The sequence below is a fragment of the Bradyrhizobium embrapense genome (genome assembly GCF_001189235.2).
GTDB classification, from domain to species: Bacteria; Pseudomonadota; Alphaproteobacteria; order Rhizobiales; family Xanthobacteraceae; genus Bradyrhizobium; species Bradyrhizobium embrapense.
Genome location: NZ_LFIP02000012.1, coordinates 55,472 through 76,186 on the forward strand (window position 1 = coordinate 55,472; position 20,715 = coordinate 76,186).

At 64.8% G+C, this 20,715-nt stretch carries 17 protein-coding genes; 12 read left to right on the forward strand and 5 right to left on the reverse strand.

Annotated elements, in window-relative coordinates; translation table 11 throughout:
• Window positions 1-200: 200 nt before the first annotated feature.
• The 3 genes from AKN83_RS33960 to AKN83_RS33970 form a co-directional block, all read right to left on the reverse strand.
• Entirely contained in the window at window positions 201-992 is a 792-nt protein-coding gene (locus tag AKN83_RS33960) for a Bax inhibitor-1/YccA family protein (RefSeq protein ID WP_021078796.1), read from the reverse strand.
• A gap of 234 nt (window positions 993-1,226) precedes the next feature.
• Window positions 1,227-3,797, reverse strand: coding sequence for an ABC transporter permease (locus AKN83_RS33965; RefSeq protein WP_050400885.1), 2,571 nt, complete (start codon window positions 3,795-3,797; stop codon window positions 1,227-1,229).
• Window positions 3,798-3,810: 13 nt separating this feature from the next.
• Window positions 3,811-4,530 carry an ABC transporter ATP-binding protein gene (locus tag AKN83_RS33970; protein WP_050400884.1) on the reverse strand — a complete coding sequence of 240 codons (720 nt, stop codon included), beginning with the start codon at window positions 4,528-4,530 and terminating at the stop codon, window positions 3,811-3,813.
• Between the two features lie 55 nt (window positions 4,531-4,585).
• Between AKN83_RS33970 and AKN83_RS33975 the strand changes: the two genes are divergently transcribed.
• The 12 genes from AKN83_RS33975 to AKN83_RS34030 all read left to right on the forward strand — a co-directional run bounded on the left by AKN83_RS33975 (window position 4,586) and on the right by AKN83_RS34030 (window position 18,766).
• Entirely contained in the window at window positions 4,586-5,257 is a 672-nt protein-coding gene (locus AKN83_RS33975) for an arylesterase (protein WP_050400903.1), read from the forward strand.
• Window positions 5,258-5,423: 166 nt separating this feature from the next.
• On the forward strand, window positions 5,424-5,960 hold the full coding sequence (gene thpR / locus AKN83_RS33980) for an RNA 2',3'-cyclic phosphodiesterase (RefSeq protein ID WP_050400883.1): 537 nt from the start codon (window positions 5,424-5,426) through the stop codon (window positions 5,958-5,960).
• Between the two features lie 147 nt (window positions 5,961-6,107).
• On the forward strand, window positions 6,108-7,295 hold the full coding sequence (gene zapE / locus AKN83_RS33985) for a cell division protein ZapE (protein ID WP_050400882.1): 1,188 nt from the start codon (window positions 6,108-6,110) through the stop codon (window positions 7,293-7,295).
• A 221-nt stretch (window positions 7,296-7,516) separates the two neighbouring features.
• Entirely contained in the window at window positions 7,517-8,485 is a 969-nt protein-coding gene (gene mdh / locus AKN83_RS33990) for a malate dehydrogenase (RefSeq protein ID WP_050400881.1), read from the forward strand.
• Between the two features lie 160 nt (window positions 8,486-8,645).
• Window positions 8,646-9,842, forward strand: coding sequence for an ADP-forming succinate--CoA ligase subunit beta (gene sucC / locus AKN83_RS33995; protein ID WP_050400880.1), 1,197 nt, complete (start codon window positions 8,646-8,648; stop codon window positions 9,840-9,842).
• Window positions 9,843-9,844: 2 nt separating this feature from the next.
• On the forward strand, window positions 9,845-10,321 hold the full coding sequence (locus AKN83_RS34000; RefSeq protein ID WP_050400879.1) for a DUF1579 family protein: 477 nt from the start codon (window positions 9,845-9,847) through the stop codon (window positions 10,319-10,321).
• 27 nt (window positions 10,322-10,348) lie between these two features.
• Window positions 10,349-11,230: a succinate--CoA ligase subunit alpha gene (gene sucD, locus AKN83_RS34005; protein ID WP_050400878.1), complete on the forward strand. Its 882-nt coding sequence runs from the start codon at window positions 10,349-10,351 to the stop codon at window positions 11,228-11,230.
• Between the two features lie 255 nt (window positions 11,231-11,485).
• On the forward strand, window positions 11,486-14,446 hold the full coding sequence (locus AKN83_RS34010; RefSeq protein WP_050400877.1) for a 2-oxoglutarate dehydrogenase E1 component: 2,961 nt from the start codon (window positions 11,486-11,488) through the stop codon (window positions 14,444-14,446).
• 188 nt (window positions 14,447-14,634) lie between these two features.
• Window positions 14,635-15,882, forward strand: a complete 1,248-nt coding sequence (gene odhB, locus AKN83_RS34015; protein ID WP_050400902.1) for a 2-oxoglutarate dehydrogenase complex dihydrolipoyllysine-residue succinyltransferase — start codon at window positions 14,635-14,637, stop codon at window positions 15,880-15,882.
• A gap of 72 nt (window positions 15,883-15,954) precedes the next feature.
• Window positions 15,955-16,704, forward strand: coding sequence for an SDR family oxidoreductase (locus tag AKN83_RS34020; RefSeq protein ID WP_050400901.1), 750 nt, complete (start codon window positions 15,955-15,957; stop codon window positions 16,702-16,704).
• 83 nt (window positions 16,705-16,787) lie between these two features.
• Window positions 16,788-18,188, forward strand: coding sequence for a dihydrolipoyl dehydrogenase (gene lpdA / locus AKN83_RS34025; protein WP_050400876.1), 1,401 nt, complete (start codon window positions 16,788-16,790; stop codon window positions 18,186-18,188).
• Between the two features lie 38 nt (window positions 18,189-18,226).
• Window positions 18,227-18,766, forward strand: coding sequence for a hypothetical protein (locus AKN83_RS34030; protein WP_050400900.1), 540 nt, complete (start codon window positions 18,227-18,229; stop codon window positions 18,764-18,766).
• 213 nt (window positions 18,767-18,979) lie between these two features.
• Here AKN83_RS34030 and AKN83_RS34035 read toward each other — a convergent pair whose 3' ends face one another.
• Window positions 18,980-19,570 carry a DUF4337 domain-containing protein gene (locus AKN83_RS34035; protein WP_050400875.1) on the reverse strand — a complete coding sequence of 197 codons (591 nt, stop codon included), beginning with the start codon at window positions 19,568-19,570 and terminating at the stop codon, window positions 18,980-18,982.
• 157 nt (window positions 19,571-19,727) lie between these two features.
• Window positions 19,728-20,699 carry a tyrosine recombinase XerC gene (locus tag AKN83_RS34040; RefSeq protein ID WP_050400874.1) on the reverse strand — a complete coding sequence of 324 codons (972 nt, stop codon included), beginning with the start codon at window positions 20,697-20,699 and terminating at the stop codon, window positions 19,728-19,730.
• Between the last annotated feature and the right edge of the window lie 16 nt (window positions 20,700-20,715).

Sequence of the window (20,715 nt, forward strand, 5' to 3'; positions counted from 1 at the left end):
GACTTGTCCCGGATTGCGCTGCGTCTATCCGGGCCACGCGGTCGTCGTTCCAATCCGCCGGAAACCGTTGTGCAGCCCACGCCGAGCGTGTGCCGCATCGTCAGTATTTTCCCGGCGCAAAAGAAAAGCCCCGGCCGCATGGCCGGGGCTTGCAAGGCTTGGATTTGCAAGGCTTGGATCGATTGGCTGGCGCGAGCCGCTTAGTCGCGCTGGCCGAGCAGCTGCAGCAACAGCGTGAACAGGTTGATGAAGTTCAGGTAGAGCGACAGCGCACCCGTGATTGCCGCACGCTCTGCCATCACGCCACCCTGCGAGGCGTAGCCGTAGATGTAGTCGTTCTTCAGCCGCTGGGTGTCCCAAGCGGTGAGGCCTGCGAACACCAGCACGCCGACCACCGAGACGATGAACTGCAGTGCCGAGCTGGCCAGGAACAGGTTGACCAGGCTCGCGATGATGATGCCGATCAGGCCCATGAACAGGAACGAGCCCATGCCGCTCATGTCACGCTTGGTGGTGTAGCCGTAGAGGCTCAGCGCACCGAACGTCGCCGCGGTGATGAAGAACACGCGCACGATCGAAGTGTGCGTGTACACCAGGAAGATCGACGACAGCGACAGGCCCATCAGCGCCGAGAACACCCAGAACAGAAGCTGGGCGGTCGCGGGCTGCAGGCGGTTGATGCCGGCCGAGATGACGAACACCATCGCCAGAGGGGCGAGGATGAACAGCCACTTCAGCGGGCTCACGAACATCGCGTAGCCGAACTGCGTCAGATAGGCATTGCCGAATTTGGCGACGGCGGCGGACTGGTCGGTCGTCACCGCGCCCATGTAGACGCCGAGCGCGGCAAGGCCGGTGATGGCCAGGCCGATGCTCATGTAGTTGTAGATGCGCAGCATGTAGGCGCGCAGACCGGCGTCGACGGCCGCAGCGTCAATGCGCCCGGCGGCCCGGCCGAAAGGAGAAGCGTAGTTGCGGTCTAGGTCCGACATGGTCGAATTCCCGTGGTTGGTCCCGGTGGAGCGCAAGGGATTTGCGGCGCCGGTCGTAAATCTATCTCAGATGGCTCGGTTTGCGGAACATTAATTGCGTGTCATTCAAACCGACTATCCGACCCGAGTGGTATGTGGGAAATTAACACATCCGACGCAAGCTTCCACGCGCGGCCGAATGTCGCTCTGGCCTAGCATTTTCAGGCAAAACGGCGCTGCCGCCGCTACAAATTGTCACAAATTCCGCAGCACCGAGGCCGGCTTCTGGTTCAGCGCGAGCAGCGTCCCCGCCAGCCCCAATCCGACGGTGACGACCAGCGCGGCGACCACGACCAGCGCCGCGCTGCCGGCCTGCCAGATGAAGCTCAGCGTCATCAGCCGCGTCACGATCAGCCAGGCGGCGACCGAACCTGAGATCACCCCGAATATTGCGGTTGCAAAGCCTATCATCAGATACTCCAGCGCGTAGGCGCCGAGCAGTCGCGCCCGCGTGGCGCCGAGCGTCTTGAGGATCACGGCGTCATAGACGCGGTGGCGGTGCCCGGCGGCGAGCGCGCCGCCCAGCACCAGGATCGCCGAGATCAGCGTCACGGCGCTGGCGCCGCGGATCGCCAGCACCAGATTGCTGACCACGGTGCCGACCGTCTCCAGCGCCTCGCGGACCCGGACGCTGGTCACCATCGGGAATGCGTCGGCGACCTGCTTGATGATGCGCGCGTCATCGGTGGCGCCGGCATGGGGTTCCGTCAGGGTCGCGACGTGGCTATGCGGCGCGCCCTTGAAGGCATTCGGCGAGAACACCAGCACGAAATTGATGCCGAGGCCCTGCCAGTCGATGTTGCGCAGATTGGCGATCTTGGCCGGCACATCGCGGCCGAGCACGTTGACCACGATCTCGTCGCCGATCTTCAAGGACAGTCCGTCGGCGATCTTCTTTTCCATCGAGACCAGCGGAGGTCCGCTGTAGTCCGGCCCCCACCATTCGCCCTCGACGATCTTCGAACCCTTGGGAATTTCGCCGGTGTAGGTCAGGCCGCGGTCGCTTTGCAGCACCCATTCCGAATCGACCGACGGCTTGAGCTGGTCGGCCTTGACGCCGCGCGCGGCGACAATGCGCCCGCGCAGCATGGCCACGTCCTCGATGGTCGAGTCCGGAGAGATCTGCTTGAGGAAAGCACCAAAGCGGTCGGCCTCGGTCGAGGGGATGTCGATGAAGAAGAACGACGGTGCCCGTTCCGGCAATGCGGCCAGGAACTGTCGGCGCAGATTGCCGTCGATCTGGGTGATGGTGACGAGCACCGCGAGGCCAAGACCCAGCGACAGCACGACCGAGGGCGTCAGCGCGCCCGGCCGGTGGATGTTGGCGATGGCGAGCCGCAGCATGGTCATGCGGCTGCGCGGCAGCCGCCGCGCCACCGCCATCAGGATCTCGGCGATCCCGCGTAGCAGCAGGAACACTGCGATCGACGAGGCGACGAACACCGAAGCCACCCGCTTGTCGTAGGCGAGCCCGATCGCGACGCCGATGAGAAGCGCGACCACCGCCGCCATCAGCGCGAGATAGCTCCAGCGTGGGCGGTGCCACTCGCTGGCGACGGTTTCGCGGAACAGCGCGGCGACCGGCACGTCATGGACCCGGCCGAGCGGCCACAGCCCGAACGCCAGCGCGGTGAGCTGGCCGTAGAGGAAGGAGAGCGCCAGCTCGTCGGGATGCAGGGCCGGCACCACCGGCAGCGGCAGCAGCTTGCCGAACAGGCCGACAATGATGAAGGGCAGCGCGGCGCCGAGTACCAGCCCGATCACCGAACCGATCCCGGCCAGCACCACCACTTGCGTGCAGTAGATCGTGAAGACGTCGCGGCCGGTGGCGCCGAGCGCCTTGAACGAGGCGATGACGTCGCGGCGCCGGTCGATATGGCTCTTCACCGCGTTGGCGACGCCGACGCCGCCGACCAGCAGGGCGGCGAGGCCGACCAGGGTCAGGAACTGGGTGAAGCGGTTGATGGTGCGCTCAAGCTGCGGCGAGGCGTTGTTGCGGCTGCGGACCTCCCAGCCGGCCTGCGGCGCGGCAGCCCGCGCGCCGTCGATCAACGCGGTGGTGGCGCGATCGTCGTTGGCGCCGTCGGGCAGCTTCACCCGGTAGATCCAGCGCACCAGGCTGCCGGGCTGCAGCAGGTCGGTGGCGCGCAGGCTGACTTCGCTGATCAGGAAGCGCGGGCCGAGGCCGACGCCGCCGGCGAGCTTGTCGGGCTCGGCGGCCACCACGCTGCGGATCTGGTAGGTCGCGCTGCCGATGGTGACGCGGTCGCCGAGCTTCAGGTCGAGCCGCGCCAGCAAGGTTGAGTCGGCAGCCGCGCCGAAAACGCCGTCGCGTTCGGCAAGCAGATCGGCGACCGGCATGTTCGGCTCGAGCGTCAGCTCGCCGAGCATCGGATATCTGCCGTCGACCGCCTTGAGCTCGACCAGCGCCAATTTGCCGTCGCCGCTGCGGGCCATCGCGCGCAGTGTGGCTGCAACCGAAACCTCGCCACGGGTGCGCAGATACGCGACCTCGTCGGGCTTGGCCTCGCGCGAGATCAGCGAGAATGCGACGTCGCCGCCGAGCAGCGTGCGGCCCTCGCGCGACAGGCCGTCGCCGAGGCTCGCAGCGACCGAGCCGACGCCGGCAATCGCCATCACGCCGAGCGCGATGCAGGCGATGAACACGTAGAAACCGCGCAGGCCTCCGCGCAGTTCGCGCAGCGCGTAACGGAAGGCAAGCGACGACGCGCGGCCTTGCACCGCAACTTCGGATGCAATGCTCATGTCGCGGCAAAGCTCATGTAGTTGACTGCCCGTCGATGCGGCCGGAGCGCAGCCGCACCACACGATCGCAGCGCTGCGCGAGCGCGAGATCATGCGTCACCAGCACCAGCGTCATGCCGCGCTCGGCGTGCTTGGCGAACAGCAGGTCGACGATCTGCTTTCCCGTCGTCTCGTCGAGATTCCCGGTGGGCTCGTCGGCGACCAGGATCGCGGGATCGGGCGCCAGCGCGCGCGCGATCGCAACGCGCTGCTGCTCGCCGCCGGAGAGCTGGGTCGGATAGTGATGCAGCCGTTCGCCGAGGCCGACCGATTGCAGCTCCCGCGCGGCGCGCGCTGCCGCATCGGGATTACCGGCGAGTTCGAGCGGCACCGCGACATTCTCCAGCGCCGTCATGGTCGGGATCAGATGGAACGACTGGAAGACAATGCCGACCTGGCGGCCGCGGAAGCGCGCCAGCTCATCTTCGTCGAGGGCATTGAACGACGTGCCGTCGACGACCACTTCTCCGCTGTCAGGACGTTCAAGCCCCGCCATCACCATCAGCAAGGTCGACTTGCCCGAGCCCGACGGGCCGATCAGGCCGATCGCCTCACCCGCTGCCACACGAAGGCTGATATCTTTGAGGATATGAACCCGTGCCGCACCGGTGCCGAGCGAGAGATTGACGTTCCTGACGGCAATGGTGTCCGGCTCGACGCCGGTCAATGAAGAGGATTCGATGAGACTGTCCATGGCTCGGTCATATGGCACTTCCGCAGCTGCGGTCGAGGGCCGGTTGAAAATCTTCGTGCACATACTCGTGTTGCTTATGGGCTTGATGACGGCGGCAAGTGCGCAGACGCCCGGATCCGGGGACGGAAAAGAGAAAGGCCCGGCGCAAGGCGCCGTGAAGCCGATCAAGATGGTGGTCCTGGGCGATTCCCTGAGCGCCGGGTATGGTCTCCCGGGCCCGGCGTCATTTCCGGTCCGGCTGCAAAAAGCCTTGGAAGCCAAGGGGATAATGGTCGAGATGACCAATGCCGGGGTGTCCGGCGATACCGCTTCGGGCGGCCGCGAGCGGCTCGACTGGTCGGTGGCGGATGGAACCGATGCGGTGATCGTCGAGCTCGGCGCCAACGATGCCTTGCGCGGCATCGATCCTGCGGTGACGCGTGCCGCGCTCTCCGACATCATCACAAAGTTGCAGGCGCGCAAGATCGCCGTGCTGTTGTGCGGCATGCTCGCGCCGCCGAACTATGGCAGCGACTATGCAGCGAAGTTCAACGCGATCTATCCGGATCTGGCGAAATCGCTCGGCGTGCCGCTCTATCCGTTCTTCCTCGACGGCGTTGCTGGTAATCCGAAGATCAATCAGGCCGACGGCATGCATCCGACGGCCGAAGGTGTGGACATCGTCGTCAAGAACATCCTGCCCACGGTGGAGGCATTTCTCGGCGCATTATCAGGGCAACGCAGTTGAAACGCGGGCAGCGAGCCGTGTCGTGTCCGTAGGTTTACGAGCTGTTAACGGGTCATGCTTCGCAGAGTCACATATCTCGGGTACAAATAGGCATCGGTGATTCGTCACCGGGCTGTTATGGGGTGCGGGCTCCCAAAACCCGCGCCAAGCATCGAGGATTATTGCGATGCCGCGTCTGTTCACTGGACTGGAAATTCCGGCCGAGATCGGCCAGACACTTTCCAATTTGCGTGGCGGCCTTCCCGGCGCACGCTGGATCGATCCCGAAAATTATCACGTCACTCTGCGCTTCATCGGCGATATCGACGGCATCTGGGCCAACGAGATCGCGACGATGCTGTTTCGGGTGAACCGAAAACCGTTCGAGGTCAAACTGCAGGGCCTGTCGAGCTTCGGTGGACGCAAGCCGCGCGCGGTGGTTGCCGCCGTCGAGCCCAGTCGGCCGCTGATCGAACTGCAGGCCGAGCTCGAGCGGATGATGCAGCGGATGGGGCTCAATCCCGAGGGCAGGAAATTCACGCCCCATGTCACGCTCGCGCGTCTGCATGACGCATCGAGTCAGGACGTCGCGGATTATCTGTCGGTGCGCGGCTACTTCCCGAGCCGCAGCTTCATGGCGGACCGCTTCGTGCTGTTCTCGTCGCGCGCGTCGACCGGTGGCGGCCCCTATGTGGTCGAGGATTCCTACGAGCTTTGCGCGTAAGGCATCGGAGATCGCGGCGAGATCGCGCTTCCCGGCCCGGCGAGGTCGTGCGGTAGGCCGGGGTGTGCAAGGGCTTGCGCTTGCATACCCCATTGGCACAATTCACGGCTTGCAATTTGCCGCGCACTAGGGCCGTAAGGTGGGCTCATGCTGTCCACCTCGCCGAGTTCCTTCCTCGAACACTACAAGTCCCTGGTCGCCTCCGGTGCGATCGAGGCCGATCCCGCGCAAGCCCGCGCCGCCGATGCATTCGGCGCACTCGATGAGCGGCTCGCGAGCTACAAGCCGCCGCGCAAGCAGGGTCTGTTCGGGCGGCTGTTCGGCGGCAACGGGGACGACAAGCCGCCGCGCGGGCTCTACGTCCATGGCGAGGTCGGCCGCGGCAAGACCATGCTGATGGACCTGTTCTTCCAGCAGAGCCCGGTCGAGCACAAGCGCCGCGCGCACTTCCACGAGTTCATGGCCGAAGCGCATGAGCGCATCTACGGCTACCGCCAGCAGATCGCGCGCGGCGAGATCGCCGACGGCGATGTGATCGCGCTCACCGCGCAGGCGATCTTCGACGAAGCCTGGCTGCTCTGCTTCGACGAATTCCACGTCACCGACATCGCGGATGCGATGATCCTCGGACGGCTGTTCGCAAAGCTGTTCGATCTCGGCACCGTCGTGGTCGCGACCTCGAACGTCGCGCCTGACGATCTCTACAAGGGCGGTCTCAATCGCGCGCTGTTCCTGCCGTTCATCGCGCAGATCTCCGACCACATGGATGTGCTGCGGCTCGATGCACGCACCGACTTCCGGCTCGAGAAGCTCGCCGGCGTGAAGATGTGGCTGGTGCCCGCCGATGACGCGGCTCGCGATGTGCTCAGCGCGGCGTGGCGCAAGATGACCGGCAACGCGCCGTGCAAGGCGCGCCTTATCGAAATCAAAAAGCGTTTGCTGACAGTGCCGTGCTCGTCGCATGGCGTCGCGCGCTTCAGCTTCGCCGACATCTGCGAGAAGCCGCTCGCCGCGTCCGATTACCTCAGGCTGGCGCACGACTACCACACGATCCTGATCGACCATATTCCGGTGATGGATTACGCCGAGCGCAACGCCGCCAAGCGCTTCATCTCGTTGATCGACACGCTCTATGACAATGCGGTGAAGCTGATGGCCTCGGCCGAGGCCGATCCGGTGTCGCTGTACCTTGCGACCGACGGCATCGAGGCGATGGAGTTCAAGCGCACGGCCTCGCGCCTGATCGAGATGAGCTCGGAATCCTATTTGGCGCTGCCGCACGGCCGCAAGGACTCCTCGGCCAGCGGCTCGTCGACCGGTCTGGTCGAGACCTGAAGTTCAACCGTGAAATTCGGCCCTCATATTCGGTCTTGCGTGCAGTCCGGTTCGGAGCAACTTTTCGTGTCTCCGGGCGGATGTTGCTGGCATGCCTGATCGAATTGCAGGCACGGCCGGCAATCGGGCAGGCCGCGACTTGAATGGATCATTCGAAAGGGATAACCACCCTTGCAACCGACTTCCCTCCCTCCTGCACCAGTTCAAAGGACTGATTTCCCATGGCACGCGACAAGATTGCTCTGATTGGCTCCGGACAGATCGGCGGAACGCTGGCGCACCTCGTCGGCCTCAAGGAACTCGGAGACGTCGTGCTGTTCGACATCGCCGAGGGCGTGCCGCAGGGCAAGGCGCTCGACATCGCGCAGTCGTCGCCGGTCGACGGCTTCGACTCCAACCTGGTCGGCGCCAACTCCTATGAAGCGCTCGACGGCGCCAAGGTCTGCATCGTCACCGCCGGCGTGCCGCGCAAGCCCGGCATGAGCCGCGACGATCTGCTGTCGATCAACCTCAAGGTCATGGAGCAGGTCGGCGCCGGCATCAAGAAGTACGCGCCCGACGCCTTCGTCATCTGCATCACCAACCCGCTGGATGCGATGGTCTGGGCGCTGCAGAAGGCGTCCGGCCTGCCGCACAAGAAGGTCGTCGGCATGGCCGGCGTGCTCGACTCCGCGCGCTTCCGCTACTTCCTGGCCGACGAATTCAACGTCTCGGTCGAGGACGTCACCGCCTTCGTGCTCGGCGGCCACGGCGACACCATGGTGCCGCTGACCCGCTACTCGACGGTTGCCGGCATTCCGCTGCCCGACCTCGTCAAGATGGGCTGGACCTCGCAGGCGCGCATCGACGAGATCGTCGACCGCACCCGTAACGGCGGCGCCGAGATCGTCAATCTGCTCAAGACCGGCTCGGCCTTCTACGCGCCGGCGGCGTCCGCGATCGCGATGGCCGAGAGCTATCTGAAGGACAAGAAGCGCGTACTGCCCTGCGCCGCCTATCTCAACGGCGAGTACGGCGTGAAGGACATGTATGTCGGCGTCCCCACCGTGATCGGCTCCAAGGGCGTCGAGCGCATCGTCGAGATCGAGCTCGCCGGCAAGGACCGTGAAGCCTTCGACAAGTCGGTCGGCGCGGTGCAGGGCCTGGTCGACGCCTGCAAGAAGATCGCGCCCGATCTGCTCGGCAAGTAATCTCGATCGGCAATGGCCCCATAGGCGATTTCAATCGCCTGTCGGGCGCAAGGTGATGAAATTCCGACGAATTTTGTAGTTGCGCGAGTCTTGGTATGTGGTATGCCAGAACCAGGGCTGACGTGAAGTTCGCCGCACGAGGGTTTGGGAGCGTCTTTCCATGAATATCCACGAATACCAGGCCAAGGCACTGCTGCATGAATTCGGCGTGCCAATCTCGCGCGGGGTGCCGGTGCTGAAGCCGGAAGATGCCGACGCGGCGGCCAAGCAGCTCCCCGGTCCGATCTGGGTGGTGAAGAGCCAGATCCATGCCGGCGGCCGCGGCAAGGGCAAGTTCAAGGAGGCATCCGCCGGCGACAAGGGCGGTGTCCGCATCGCCAAGTCGGTGGCCGAGGTCGACGAATTCGCCAAGCAGATGCTTGGCGCGACCTTGGTCACGGTGCAGACCGGCCCGCACGGCAAGCAGGTCAACCGCCTCTACATCGAGGAAGGCTCCGACATCGACAAGGAGTTCTATCTCTCGCTCCTGGTCAATCGCGAGACCTCCGAAGTTTCCTTCGTGGTGTCGACCGAAGGCGGCGTCAACATCGAGGACGTCGCGCATTCGACGCCGGAAAAGATCGTCTCGTTCTCGGTCGATCCCGCCACCGGCATCATGCCCCACCACGGCCGCACCGTCGCCGAGGCGCTGAAGCTGAAGGGCGATCTGGCCAAGCAGGCCGAGAAGCTGACCGGTCAGCTCTATAACGCCTTCGTCGCCAAGGACATGGCGATGCTCGAGATCAATCCGCTGGTCGTCACCAAACAGAGCCAGCTCCGTGTGCTCGACGCCAAGGTGTCGTTCGACAGCAACGCGCTGTACCGCCATCCCGACGTGGTCGCGCTGCGCGACGAGACCGAGGAAGACGCCAAGGAGATCGAGGCGTCGAAATATGACCTCAATTATGTCGCGCTCGACGGCACGATCGGCTGCATGGTCAACGGCGCCGGCCTCGCCATGGCGACGATGGACATCATCAAGCTCTACGGCATGGAGCCGGCGAACTTCCTCGACGTCGGCGGCGGCGCCAGCGTCGAGAAGGTCGCAGCTGCGTTCAAGATCATCACCGCCGATCCGAACGTGAAGGGCATTTTGGTCAACATCTTCGGCGGCATCATGAAGTGCGACGTGATCGCCGAGGGCGTGGTCGCCGCGGTGAAGCAGGTCGGCCTCAAGGTGCCGCTCGTGGTGCGCCTCGAAGGCACCAATGTCGAGCTCGGCAAGAAGATCATTCGCGACAGCGGTCTCAATGTTCTCGCCGCCGACAATCTCGATGATGCCGCACAGAAGATCGTGAAAGCCGTCAAGGGAGGCTAGCGATGGCCGATCATCTCGACGCTCCGACCCCGCTGGACGAACACCGCAAGCTCGCGGTTTTCGCGGGAGAGTGGAACGGCGAAGAGGTGGTCTATCCCTCGCGCTGGACCGCGGGCGGTCCAGCCACCTCGCATGTCACAGCGCGCATCGCACTGAACGGTTTCTACCTGATCCAGGACAGCGTGCAGAGGCGCGACGGCAAGGAGAGCTTCGCGACCCACGGCGTCTTCACCTACGACCGCGAGGATCGCGCCTACAAATTGTTCTGGCACGACTCGCTCGGCTACTACCCGCCGTCGCCGGCGTCCGGCGGCTGGGCCGGCAAGTCGCTGATCCTGGTGCGCGGTTCGCTACGCGGCAATGCCCGTCACGTCTACGAGGTCGTCGACGACAACACCTACAACATGAAAATCCAGTTCTCGCCTGACGCGGAAGGGTGGGCCGACGTGCTCACCGGCGTGTACCGGCGTATCCACTAAACCCTTCTCGTCTCGCGAAAGCATCCCATGTCCATTCTGATCGACAAGAACACCAAGGTCATCTGCCAGGGCTTCACCGGCAAGAACGGCACGTTCCATTCGGAAGCGGCGATCGCTTACGGCACCAAGATGGTCGGCGGCGTGGCGCCGGGCAAAGGTGGCTCGACCCATCTCAACCTGCCGGTGTTCGACACCGTCGCGGACGCGCGCGCCAAGACCGGCGCCGACGCCAGCGTGGTCTATGTCCCGCCGCCTGGCGCGGCGGACGCGATCTGCGAGGCGATCGATGCGGAGATCCCCCTGATCGTCTGCATCACCGAGGGCATTCCGGTGCTCGACATGGTGCGCGTCAAGCGCTCGCTGTCGGGTTCGAAGTCGCGGCTGATCGGGCCGAACTGCCCCGGCGTGATGACCGCCGGCGAGTGCAAGATCGGCATCATGCCGGCCAACATCTTCAAGCCCGGCTCGGTCGGCATCGTCTCGCGCTCCGGCACCCTGACCTATGAGGCGGTTTTCCAGACTACCCAGGAGGGCCTCGGCCAGACCACTGCGGTCGGCATCGGTGGCGATCCGGTCAAGGGCACCGAGTTCATCGACGTGCTGGAGATGTTCCTGGCCGACGAGAACACCAAGTCGATCGTCATGATCGGCGAGATCGGCGGCTCCGCCGAAGAGGATGCCGCCCAATTCCTCAAGGACGAAGCCAAGCGCGGCCGCAAGAAGCCGATGGTTGGGTTCATCGCTGGTGTTACCGCACCTCCCGGCCGCCGCATGGGTCATGCCGGTGCGATCATCTCCGGCGGCAAGGGCGACGCCGGTTCCAAGACGGCGGCGATGGAAGCCGCCGGCATCAAGGTGTCGCCGTCGCCAGCGCGGCTCGGGCACACGCTCGCCGAGATGCTGAAGTAACCTCCGTCAGGCCAGGTTCCCTTCGGATTTTAGCGGAATTTTGGGCGGGTTCTCCTTGGGGAACCCGCCTATTTGTTGCGTTTTGCCGCGAGAATGTTGATCAATAAAATATGAAAATTAATTCATTTCTTGGTTCTTTTAGGCAGGAATATCCGACCTAGATAGGGTAAAGGGTATCTATCCAGCCGGCGCACTTCCAGACCGGCGTCAGCGCCGTCTCCTACGCGCGAACCGAAAAATCACCAGGACTGCCCCATGTCTCGCCAAGACGCGAATGCTGCTTTTGCTCTCTCATCATTCCTGCAGGGCACCAACGCCGCCTATATCGACGACCTCTACGCCCGCTACGAGCAGGACCCAGCGTCGGTTGACGCCGAATGGCAGGATTTCTTCAAGAGCCTGAAGGACGCCCCGGCCGACGTCCAGAAGAATGCCGAGGGCGCCTCGTGGGGCCGCGACAACTGGCCGGTGACGCCGCGTGACGAGCTGACCTCGGCGCTCGACGGCAACTGGGCCCAGGTCGAGAAGGCGGTTGGCACCAAGCTCGCGGCCAAGGCACAGGCCAAGGGCGCCGAACTGTCCGACGCCGACGTGCACCAGGCCACCCGCGATTCGGTTCGCGCGCTGATGCTGATCCGCGCCTATCGCATGCGCGGCCATTTCCACGCCAAGCTCGATCCGCTCGGCATCGAGGCGCCGCGCGACCGCGAGGAGCTCGATCCGCGCTCCTACGGCTTCAGCGAGGCCGACTTCGATCGCAAGATCTTCCTCGACCACGTGCTCGGCCTCGAATACGGCACGCTGCGCGAGATCGTCCAGATCTGCGAGCGCACCTACTGCCAGACCCTCGGCGTCGAGTTCATGCACATCTCCAATGCCGCGCAGAAGGCGTGGATCCAGGAGCGCATCGAGGGCCCGGACAAGGAGATCAGCTTCACGCCCGAGGGCCGTCGCGCGATCCTCAACAAGCTGATCGAGGCCGACGGCTTCGAGAAGTTCTGCGACACCAAGTTCACCGGCACCAAACGCTTCGGCCTCGACGGCGGCGAATCGCTGATCCCGGCGCTCGAACAGATCATCAAGCGCGGCGGCAATCTCGGCGTGAAGGAGATCGTGGTCGGCATGCCGCATCGCGGCCGCCTCAACGTGCTGACCCAGGTGATGGGCAAGCCGCACCGCGCGCTGTTCCATGAATTCAAGGGTGGTTCGGCCAATCCGGACTCGGTCGAAGGCTCCGGCGACGTCAAGTATCACCTCGGCGCCTCCTCGGACCGCGAGTTCGACGGCAACAACATTCATCTGTCACTGACCGCGAACCCCTCGCATCTCGAGATCGTCGATCCGGTAGTGATGGGTAAGGTGCGCGCCAAGCAGGATCAGCACGGCGATCCGCCTGACATGCGCATCTCGGTGCTGCCGCTTTTGATGCACGGCGACGCGGCGTTCGCGGGCCAGGGCGTGGTGGCGGAATGCTTCAGCCTGTCCGACCTGAAGGGCTACCGCACCGGCGGCTCGCTGCACTTCATCGTCAACAACCAGATCGGCTTCACCACCTATCCGCGCTACTCGCGCTCGTCGCCTTATCCGTCCGACGTCGCGAAGATGATCGACGCGCCGATCTTCCACGTCAATGGCGACGATCCGGAGGCCGTGGTGTTCGCGGCCAAGGTCGCGATCGAGTTCCGGCAGAAATTCCACAAGCCGGTCGTCATCGACATGTTCTGCTACCGGCGTCACGGCCACAACGAGGGCGACGAGCCGGCGTTCACCCAGCCGGTGATGTACAAGAAGATTGCCTCGCATCCGTCGACGCTCGAGATTTACGCCAAGCGGCTGGTCGCCGATGGCGTCTTGACCGAGGGCGAGGTCGAGAAGGCCAAGGCCGACTGGCGCGCCCGGCTCGATGCCGAGCTCGAAGCCGGCTCGGGCTACAAGCCGAACAAGGCCGACTGGCTCGACGGCAAATGGGCCGGCTTCAAGTCGGCCGATCAGGAAGAGGACGCCCGCCGTGGCGTCACCGGTGTCGATGTCGCGGTGCTCAAGGAGATCGGCCGCAAGATCACCAAGGTGCCGGACGGCTTCCGCGCCCACCGCACCATTCAGCGCTTCCTCGACAACCGCGCCAAGGCGATCGACACCGGTGTCGGCATCGACTGGGCGACCGGCGAGGCGCTGGCGTTCTGCACGCTGTTGCAGGAGGGCCATCATGTGCGCCTGTCGGGCCAGGATTCCGAGCGCGGCACGTTCTCGCAGCGCCATTCGGTCCTGATCGATCAGGAGGACGAGAGCCGCTACACGCCGTTCAACCATCTCGGCGGCGAGGATACCGGCCATTACGAGGTCATCAACTCGCTGCTGTCGGAAGAGGCGGTGCTCGGCTTCGAGTACGGCTACTCGCTGGCCGAGCCGAATGCGCTGACGCTCTGGGAAGCCCAGTTCGGCGACTTCGCCAACGGTGCGCAGGTGGTGTTCGACCAGTTCATCTCCTCGGGCGAACGCAAATGGCTGCGCATGTCGGGCCTCGTCTGCCTGCTGCCGCATGGCTACGAGGGGCAGGGACCGGAGCACTCCTCCGCGCGCCTCGAGCGTTATTTGCAGATGTGCGCCGAGGACAACATGCAGGTGGTCAATCCGACCACGCCGGCAAACTACTTCCACGTGTTGCGGCGCCAGCTGCATCGCGAAATCCGCAAGCCACTGATCCTGATGACGCCGAAGTCGCTGCTGCGTCACAAGCGCGCCGTGTCGCGGCTCGACGAGCTCGGCAAGAACGCCACCTTCCACCGCATCCTGTACGATGACGCGCAGATGCTGCCGGACGAGAAGATCAAGCTGGTGCCCGACGACAAGATCCGTCGCGTCGTGCTGTGCTCCGGCAAGGTCTACTACGACCTGTACGAGGAGCGCGAGAAGCGCGGCATCGACGACATCTATCTGATGCGCATCGAGCAGCTGTATCCGGTGCCGCTAAAGGCGCTGGTGCAGGAGCTCAGCCGCTTCAAGCGTGCCGAGGTGGTCTGGTGCCAGGAAGAGCCCCGTAACATGGGTTCCTGGCACTTCATCGAGCCCTATCTGGAATGGGTGCTGAACCAGGCCAACGCAGCCAACAAGCGTCCGCGCTATGCCGGCCGTCCGGCATCGGCGGCGACCGCCACCGGCTTGATGTCGAAACACCTGGCGCAGCTCAAGGCGCTGCTCGACGACGCACTGAACTAACGGCCTTCACTGAAGCCATGCCCCGCTCTGTGCGCAACTGCGCACTGGAGCGGGGCATCCGGTATCCCGCGTCATCCAGCCTCACCGCTGTCGTCACGGAGTACCGGGTCGTTCGCTTTGGTGGACGGTGGCGGACCAGGTTTGTGACTGCCAAATTTTGCGACCGCAAGGTTATCGAGGAAAAGATCATGACTGAAATTCGCGTTCCAACGCTCGGTGAATCCGTGACTGAGGCCACGATCGGCCGCTGGTTCAAGAAGGCCGGTGAAGCCGTCGCGGTGGACGAGCCGTTGGTGGAGCTGGAGACCGACAAGGTCACCATCGAGGTGCCCGCGCCGGTCGCCGGCACGCTCGGCGAGATCATCGCCAAGGATGGCGAGACCGTCGCCGTCGGCGCGCTGCTCGGCCAGATCAATGACGGCGCGGCGCCGGCCAAGCCGGCTGCCGCCGCCGCGCCTGCCAAGGCTGCCGCCCCGGCTGCTGCGGCTCCTGCCGCCGCTCCCGCGCCTGCCGCGCCAAAAGTGCCGCCGGCGGATGCGCCGCTGGCGCCTTCGGTGCGCAAGCTGTCCGCCGAAAGCGGCGTCGACGCTTCCACCGTTCCGGGCTCGGGCAAGGACGGCCGCGTGACCAAGGGCGACATGCTGGCCGCGATCGAGAAGGCCGCCTCGGCGCCGACCCCGGTCAACCAGCCGGCTGCCGCCGTGCAGGTCCGCAGCCCCTCGCCGGCGGACGATGCCGCGCGCGAGGAGCGCGTCAAGATGACCCGGCTGCGCCAGACCATCGCGCGCCGCCTCAAGGACGTGCAGAACACCGCCGCGATGCTCACCACCTTCAACGAGGTCGACATGACCGAGGTGATGAAGCTGCGCGCCCTCTACAAGGACACGTTCGAGAAGAAGCATGGCTCGAAGCTCGGCTTCATGGGCTTCTTCACCAAGGCGGTCGTGCAGGGGCTGAAGGACATTCCGGCCGTCAACGCCGAGATCGACGGCTCCGACCTGATCTACAAGAACTACTACCACATCGGCGTCGCGGTCGGCACCGACCGCGGCCTGGTGGTGCCCGTGGTGCGCGACTGCGACCACAAGTCGATCGCCGAGATCGAGAAGTCGATCGCCGATTACGGCCGTAGAGCCCGCGACGGTCAGCTCAAGATCGACGAGATGCAGGGCGGCACCTTCACCATCACCAATGGCGGCATCTACGGCTCGCTGATGTCGACGCCGATCCTCAACGCGCCGCAGTCCGGCATCCTCGGCATGCACAAGATCCAGGAGCGGCCGATGGTGGTCGGCGGCAAGATCGAGGTGCGGCCGATGATGTATCTGGCGCTGTCCTACGATCACCGCGTCATCGACGGCAAGGAAGCGGTCACCTTCCTGGTGCGCGTCAAGGAGAGCCTGGAAGATCCGGCCCGCCTGGTGCTGGACCTCTAAGGTCAAGTCGCACGCGGCGCCCGATCGGCTCGGGCGTCGCGATTCGTTGGGTGCTTACGTTTGGGGATCGCTGTGACGGATAAAGTCGTTGTCATCACCGGCGGCAGCCGCGGCATCGGCCGCGCCACCGCGCTCGCGGCTGCTGCGCGCGGCTATCGCGTCGTGGTCGGCTACGCCACAAACCAGGCTGCGGCGAACGAGGTCGTTGCCGCGATCGAGACGAAGAACGGCAAGGCGATCGCGGTGAAGTGCGACGTCGGCAGCGAACAGGACATCCTGGCGCTGTTCAAGGCGGCGGATGCCTTCGGCACGCTCGGCGCCCTCGTCAACAATGCCGGCATCGTCGGCAAGAGCGGCGTGCGTGTCGACGAGATGTCGGCCGAGCGCATCCAGCAGATGATGGCGGTCAACGTCACCGGCAGCATTTTGTGCGCGCGCGAGGCGGTGAAGCGGATGTCGACCAGGCACGGCGGCCAGGGTGGCGTCATCGTCAACCTCTCCTCGGTCGCGGCGAAGCTCGGCGCGCCCAACACCTATGTCGACTATGCCGCCTCCAAGGGGGCGATCGATTCCTTCACGGTCGGCCTCGGCTACGAAGTCGCCGGTGAAGGCATTCGCGTCGCCGGCATCCGGCCGGGACTGATCGATACCGACATCCATGCCGCGGGCGGCGAGCCCGATCGCGCCCATCGGCTCGCCCATATGGTGCCGATGAAGCGCGTCGGCACCGCGGACGAAATCGCCAACGCCATCGTCTGGCTGATCTCGGACGAGGCTTCCTACGTCACCAGCGCGATCCTCGACGTGTCGGGCGGTCGCTAGAATACGATCAAACGGGAAGCGGTCTTCCGACTAGATCGCGCGCCCGCCCAACTGTCACCGAGTTTAGCTACAGGATCTCAATCATGGCTTCTTACGATCTCGTCGTCATCGGCACCGGCCCCGGCGGTTACGTCTGCGCGATCCGCGCGGCGCAGCTCGGCATGAAGGTTGCCGTCGTCGAGAAGAACGCGACGCTGGGCGGCACCTGCCTCAATGTCGGCTGCATGCCGTCAAAGGCGCTGCTGCACGCCTCCGAGATGTTCGAGGAAGCCGGACACTCCTTCGCCAAGATGGGTGTCAGCGTCCCGGCGCCGAAGCTCGACCTGCCCGCGATGATGAACTTCAAGCAGCAGGGCATCGACGGCAACGTCAAGGGCGTCGAGTTCCTGATGAAGAAGAACAAGATCGACGTCCTCAAGGGCACCGGCAAGATCCTCGGTGCGGGCAAGGTGGAGGTCTCCGGCGACGGCAAGTCCGAGACCGTCGAGACCAAGAACATCGTCATCGCCACCGGCTCCGACATCGCGCGGCTGAGGGGCATCGACATCGACGAGAAGCGCATCGTGTCGTCGACCGGCGCGCTGTCGCTGGAGAAGGTGCCCTCAAACCTTCTGATCGTCGGCGCCGGCGTGATCGGGCTCGAGCTCGGTTCGGTCTGGCATCGTCTCGGCGCCAAGGTCACCGTGGTGGAATTCCTCGACCGCATCCTGCCCGGCATGGACGGCGAGGTGGCGAAGCAATTCCAGCGCATCCTGGAAAAGCAGGGCTTTACCTTCAAGCTCGGCGCCAAGGTCACGTCAGTCGACACCTCGGGCAAGACGCTTCAGGCCAAGGTCGAGCCGGCCGCGGGGGGCGCTGCCGAAGCCATCGAAGCCGACGTCGTGCTGGTGTGCATCGGCCGCGTGCCCTACACCGAAGGCCTCGGGCTGAAGGAAGCCGGCGTTGCGCTCGACAATCGCGGCCGCGTCGAGATCGACGCGCACTTCTCGACCAATGTGAAAGGCATCTACGCGATCGGCGACGTCGTGGCCGGGCCGATGCTGGCGCACAAGGCGGAAGACGAGGGCGTTGCCTGCGCGGAGATCATCGCGGGCCAGGCCGGCCATGTGAACTACGACGTCATCCCAGGCGTTGTGTATACCACGCCGGAAGTGTCGTCGGTCGGCAAGACCGAGGAAGATCTCAAGCAGGCCGGCGTCGCTTATACCGTCGGCAAATTTCCGTTCACCGCGAACGGCCGCTCCAAGGTCAATCAGACCACCGACGGCTTCGTGAAGGTTCTCGCAGATGCGAAGACGGATCGGGTGCTCGGCGTGCACATCATCGGCATTGAGGCCGGCGAAATGATCCACGAAGCCTGCGTCCTGATGGAATTCGGCGGTTCGGCGGAGGATCTGGCGCGCACCTGCCACGCCCATCCGACCCGCTCCGAAGCCATCAAGGAAGCCGCGCTTGCGGTGGGCAAGCGCGCCATCCATATGTGATCGAACATCCCGGTGCGAGCCGGGTCGAGATCACAGTGATGTTGCGCCGTCTGCTTCAGCCGTTCTGGGTCCTGCTTGCGATCATCTTCCTGATCGAGGCCTGGCTATGGGATCACGTCGAGCCGATCGTGGCCCGGGTGGTGGCGTGGATTCCGCTGCGCGCGCTCAAGCAATGGCTTGCCGAACGGGTCGATGCGCTGTCGCCGGCAATGACGCTGATCGTTTTCGTGGTGCCGCTGATCCCGCTGTTTCCGCTCAAGCTGGTCGGCCTCTGGCTGCTCGCGAATCAATACTGGTTCAGCGCGGTCTCGCTGATCCTGTTCGCCAAGATCGTCGGCGTCGGCGTTACCGCTTTCCTGTTCGACGTGACGCGCTCGAAACTGCTGGAGATGCCTTGGTTCGAGGCGCTCTATAACTTCGTGATGGCGCTGCGCGCCAAGGCCACCGCGCTGGTCGAGCCGGTCAAGCGGCGCATCCTCGAGATGATCAGGGGCGATGGTGACGGCTGGACCGCGCGCACCCTGCGCCTGATCGCGCGCTTCCGCAAAAGCGTCCACCAGACCAGCAAGGTCCTCTGAGCAACGACCCTCGTCCCGTCATCCTGAGGCTCGCTTCACTCGCACCTCAGGATGACGGGCGCATAGTTCTATCCTCGTCATTGCGAGCGAAGCGAAGCAATCCATAGCTCGGCAGAACGGACGGATGGATTGCTTCGTCGCTATCGCTCCTCGCAATGACGGAAATGCAAGGACTCACATCCTCTCAGGATGACGGCGCCGGAGCTGTGGGCCTCAATGCAGATGCAGCAGATGCGGCTGGAACAGGCCGAGCAAGGTCATCGCGACGCCGGCGAGCGTCACCAGGCCGGACACCCAGGCCAGCGCGGCGATGCCGGTGATGATGGTCGCGGAGGCCAGCACGATGGCGATCTGGAAAGCGGCGGAGGCAAGCTCGAAATGATGATATTTCGCGGTGGCCTCGTCGCGCTCGTGCTCGGCGTGCTTGGCGCGTTCGGAGAGCTGCTCTGAACCCTCGCCGGTCTCCGGCTCCGAGCGGTAGCGCGCCGCGGTCTTCTGCCAGTCGTCGATCTGCTTCTGCAGCGCGGCCTTGGCCGCCTCGTCGGTGGTGGTCGCAAGGTTCAGCTTGCCCTGCTCGGCTGCGGTCTGCACCGCGGTGCGGCGGATGCTCTTGGCCTGGAAGAAGGCCCAGAGGTTGGAGGCTTCGACGTTCTTGCTGATCGATTCGGTCTGGGCGCCCTTGCCGAGCGTTTCCGACAGCGCCAGGCAGAGGGCGATCACGGCAATCAGGAGCGCGATCTTCTTGTTCTCGCCCGACGCATGCTCGGCATGCTCCGCGTGCTCCATACTTTCCTGTGCGCTCATGATTCCCCCTCCGGATGAGACCGCGCCACGATTGCCGAATGCGGCGTACAAGGCAAGTGCCGAGCGATTTGTGGCAGCCGTATGAATATGAACGACGCAAGATGAACGGCGCCTTGGTGCCAACCCCGCGCCGTATTTTGAACTAAGGTCCGGGCGTTCAGCCGCGCGGATGCGCGGAGCGATAAACTTCCAGGAGGCGCTCGCTGTCGATGCCGGTGTAGATCTGCGTGGTCGACAGCGATGCGTGGCCGAGCAATTCCTGGATCGCGCGCAAATCGCCGCCGCGGCTCAGCAGATGCGTGGCGAAGGAGTGCCGCAGCGCATGCGGCGTTGCGCTGTCGGGCAGGCCGAGCGCGCCGCGCAGCCGCTCCATGGTGAGCTGGATGATGCGTGGGCTCAAGGGTCCGCCGCGTGCGCCGACGAACATCGGCCCGGTCGGGCTGAGCTGATGCGGACAGATCGCCGCATAGTCCGCGATCAACTGCAGCACGTTCTGCAGCACCGGCACCATCCGGGTCTTGTTGCCCTTGCCGGTGACGACAAGCACGTCGCCTTCGCCCGGCTTCGGCACGTCGCGGCGCTTCAGGCCCAGCGCCTCGGAGATGCGCAGACCCGAGCCATAGAGCAGAGCCATCACGGCGGCGTCACGCACCAGGATCCAGGTCTCGCGGGTTTCGCCGGCGCGCTCGTCGGCGTCGGCAAAGCGTTTCGCGGCTTCCATGTGGATCGGCTTCGGCAGGCTCTTCGCCACCTTGGGGGCGCGGATAGCCGACAGCGCACCGACCTTGCCCTTGCCTTCGCGCTCCAGGAAACGTCCGAACGAGCGCAGGCCCGCCAGCGCCCGCATCAGCGATCGCCCACCGATCTCGTCGGCACGGCGCATCGCCATGAAGGCGCGGACATCGCTGGCCTCGAGCGCGGAGAATGCCGCAAGCGTCACGCGCCCGCCCCAGTGCCCGGCCAGGAAGGCCAGGCATTGCCGTACATCGCGGGCATAGGCCTCGAGCGTCTTCGGCGACAGCCGCCGCTCGGCGCGCAGATGCGACAACCAGCGCGTCATCTCCTGCGTGACCGTGACGTCGGCGCAGTCGAGCTCGAGCGGTGGGATGGGCTGATCGGTTCTGGCCATGTCGTAAGGGCTGTTG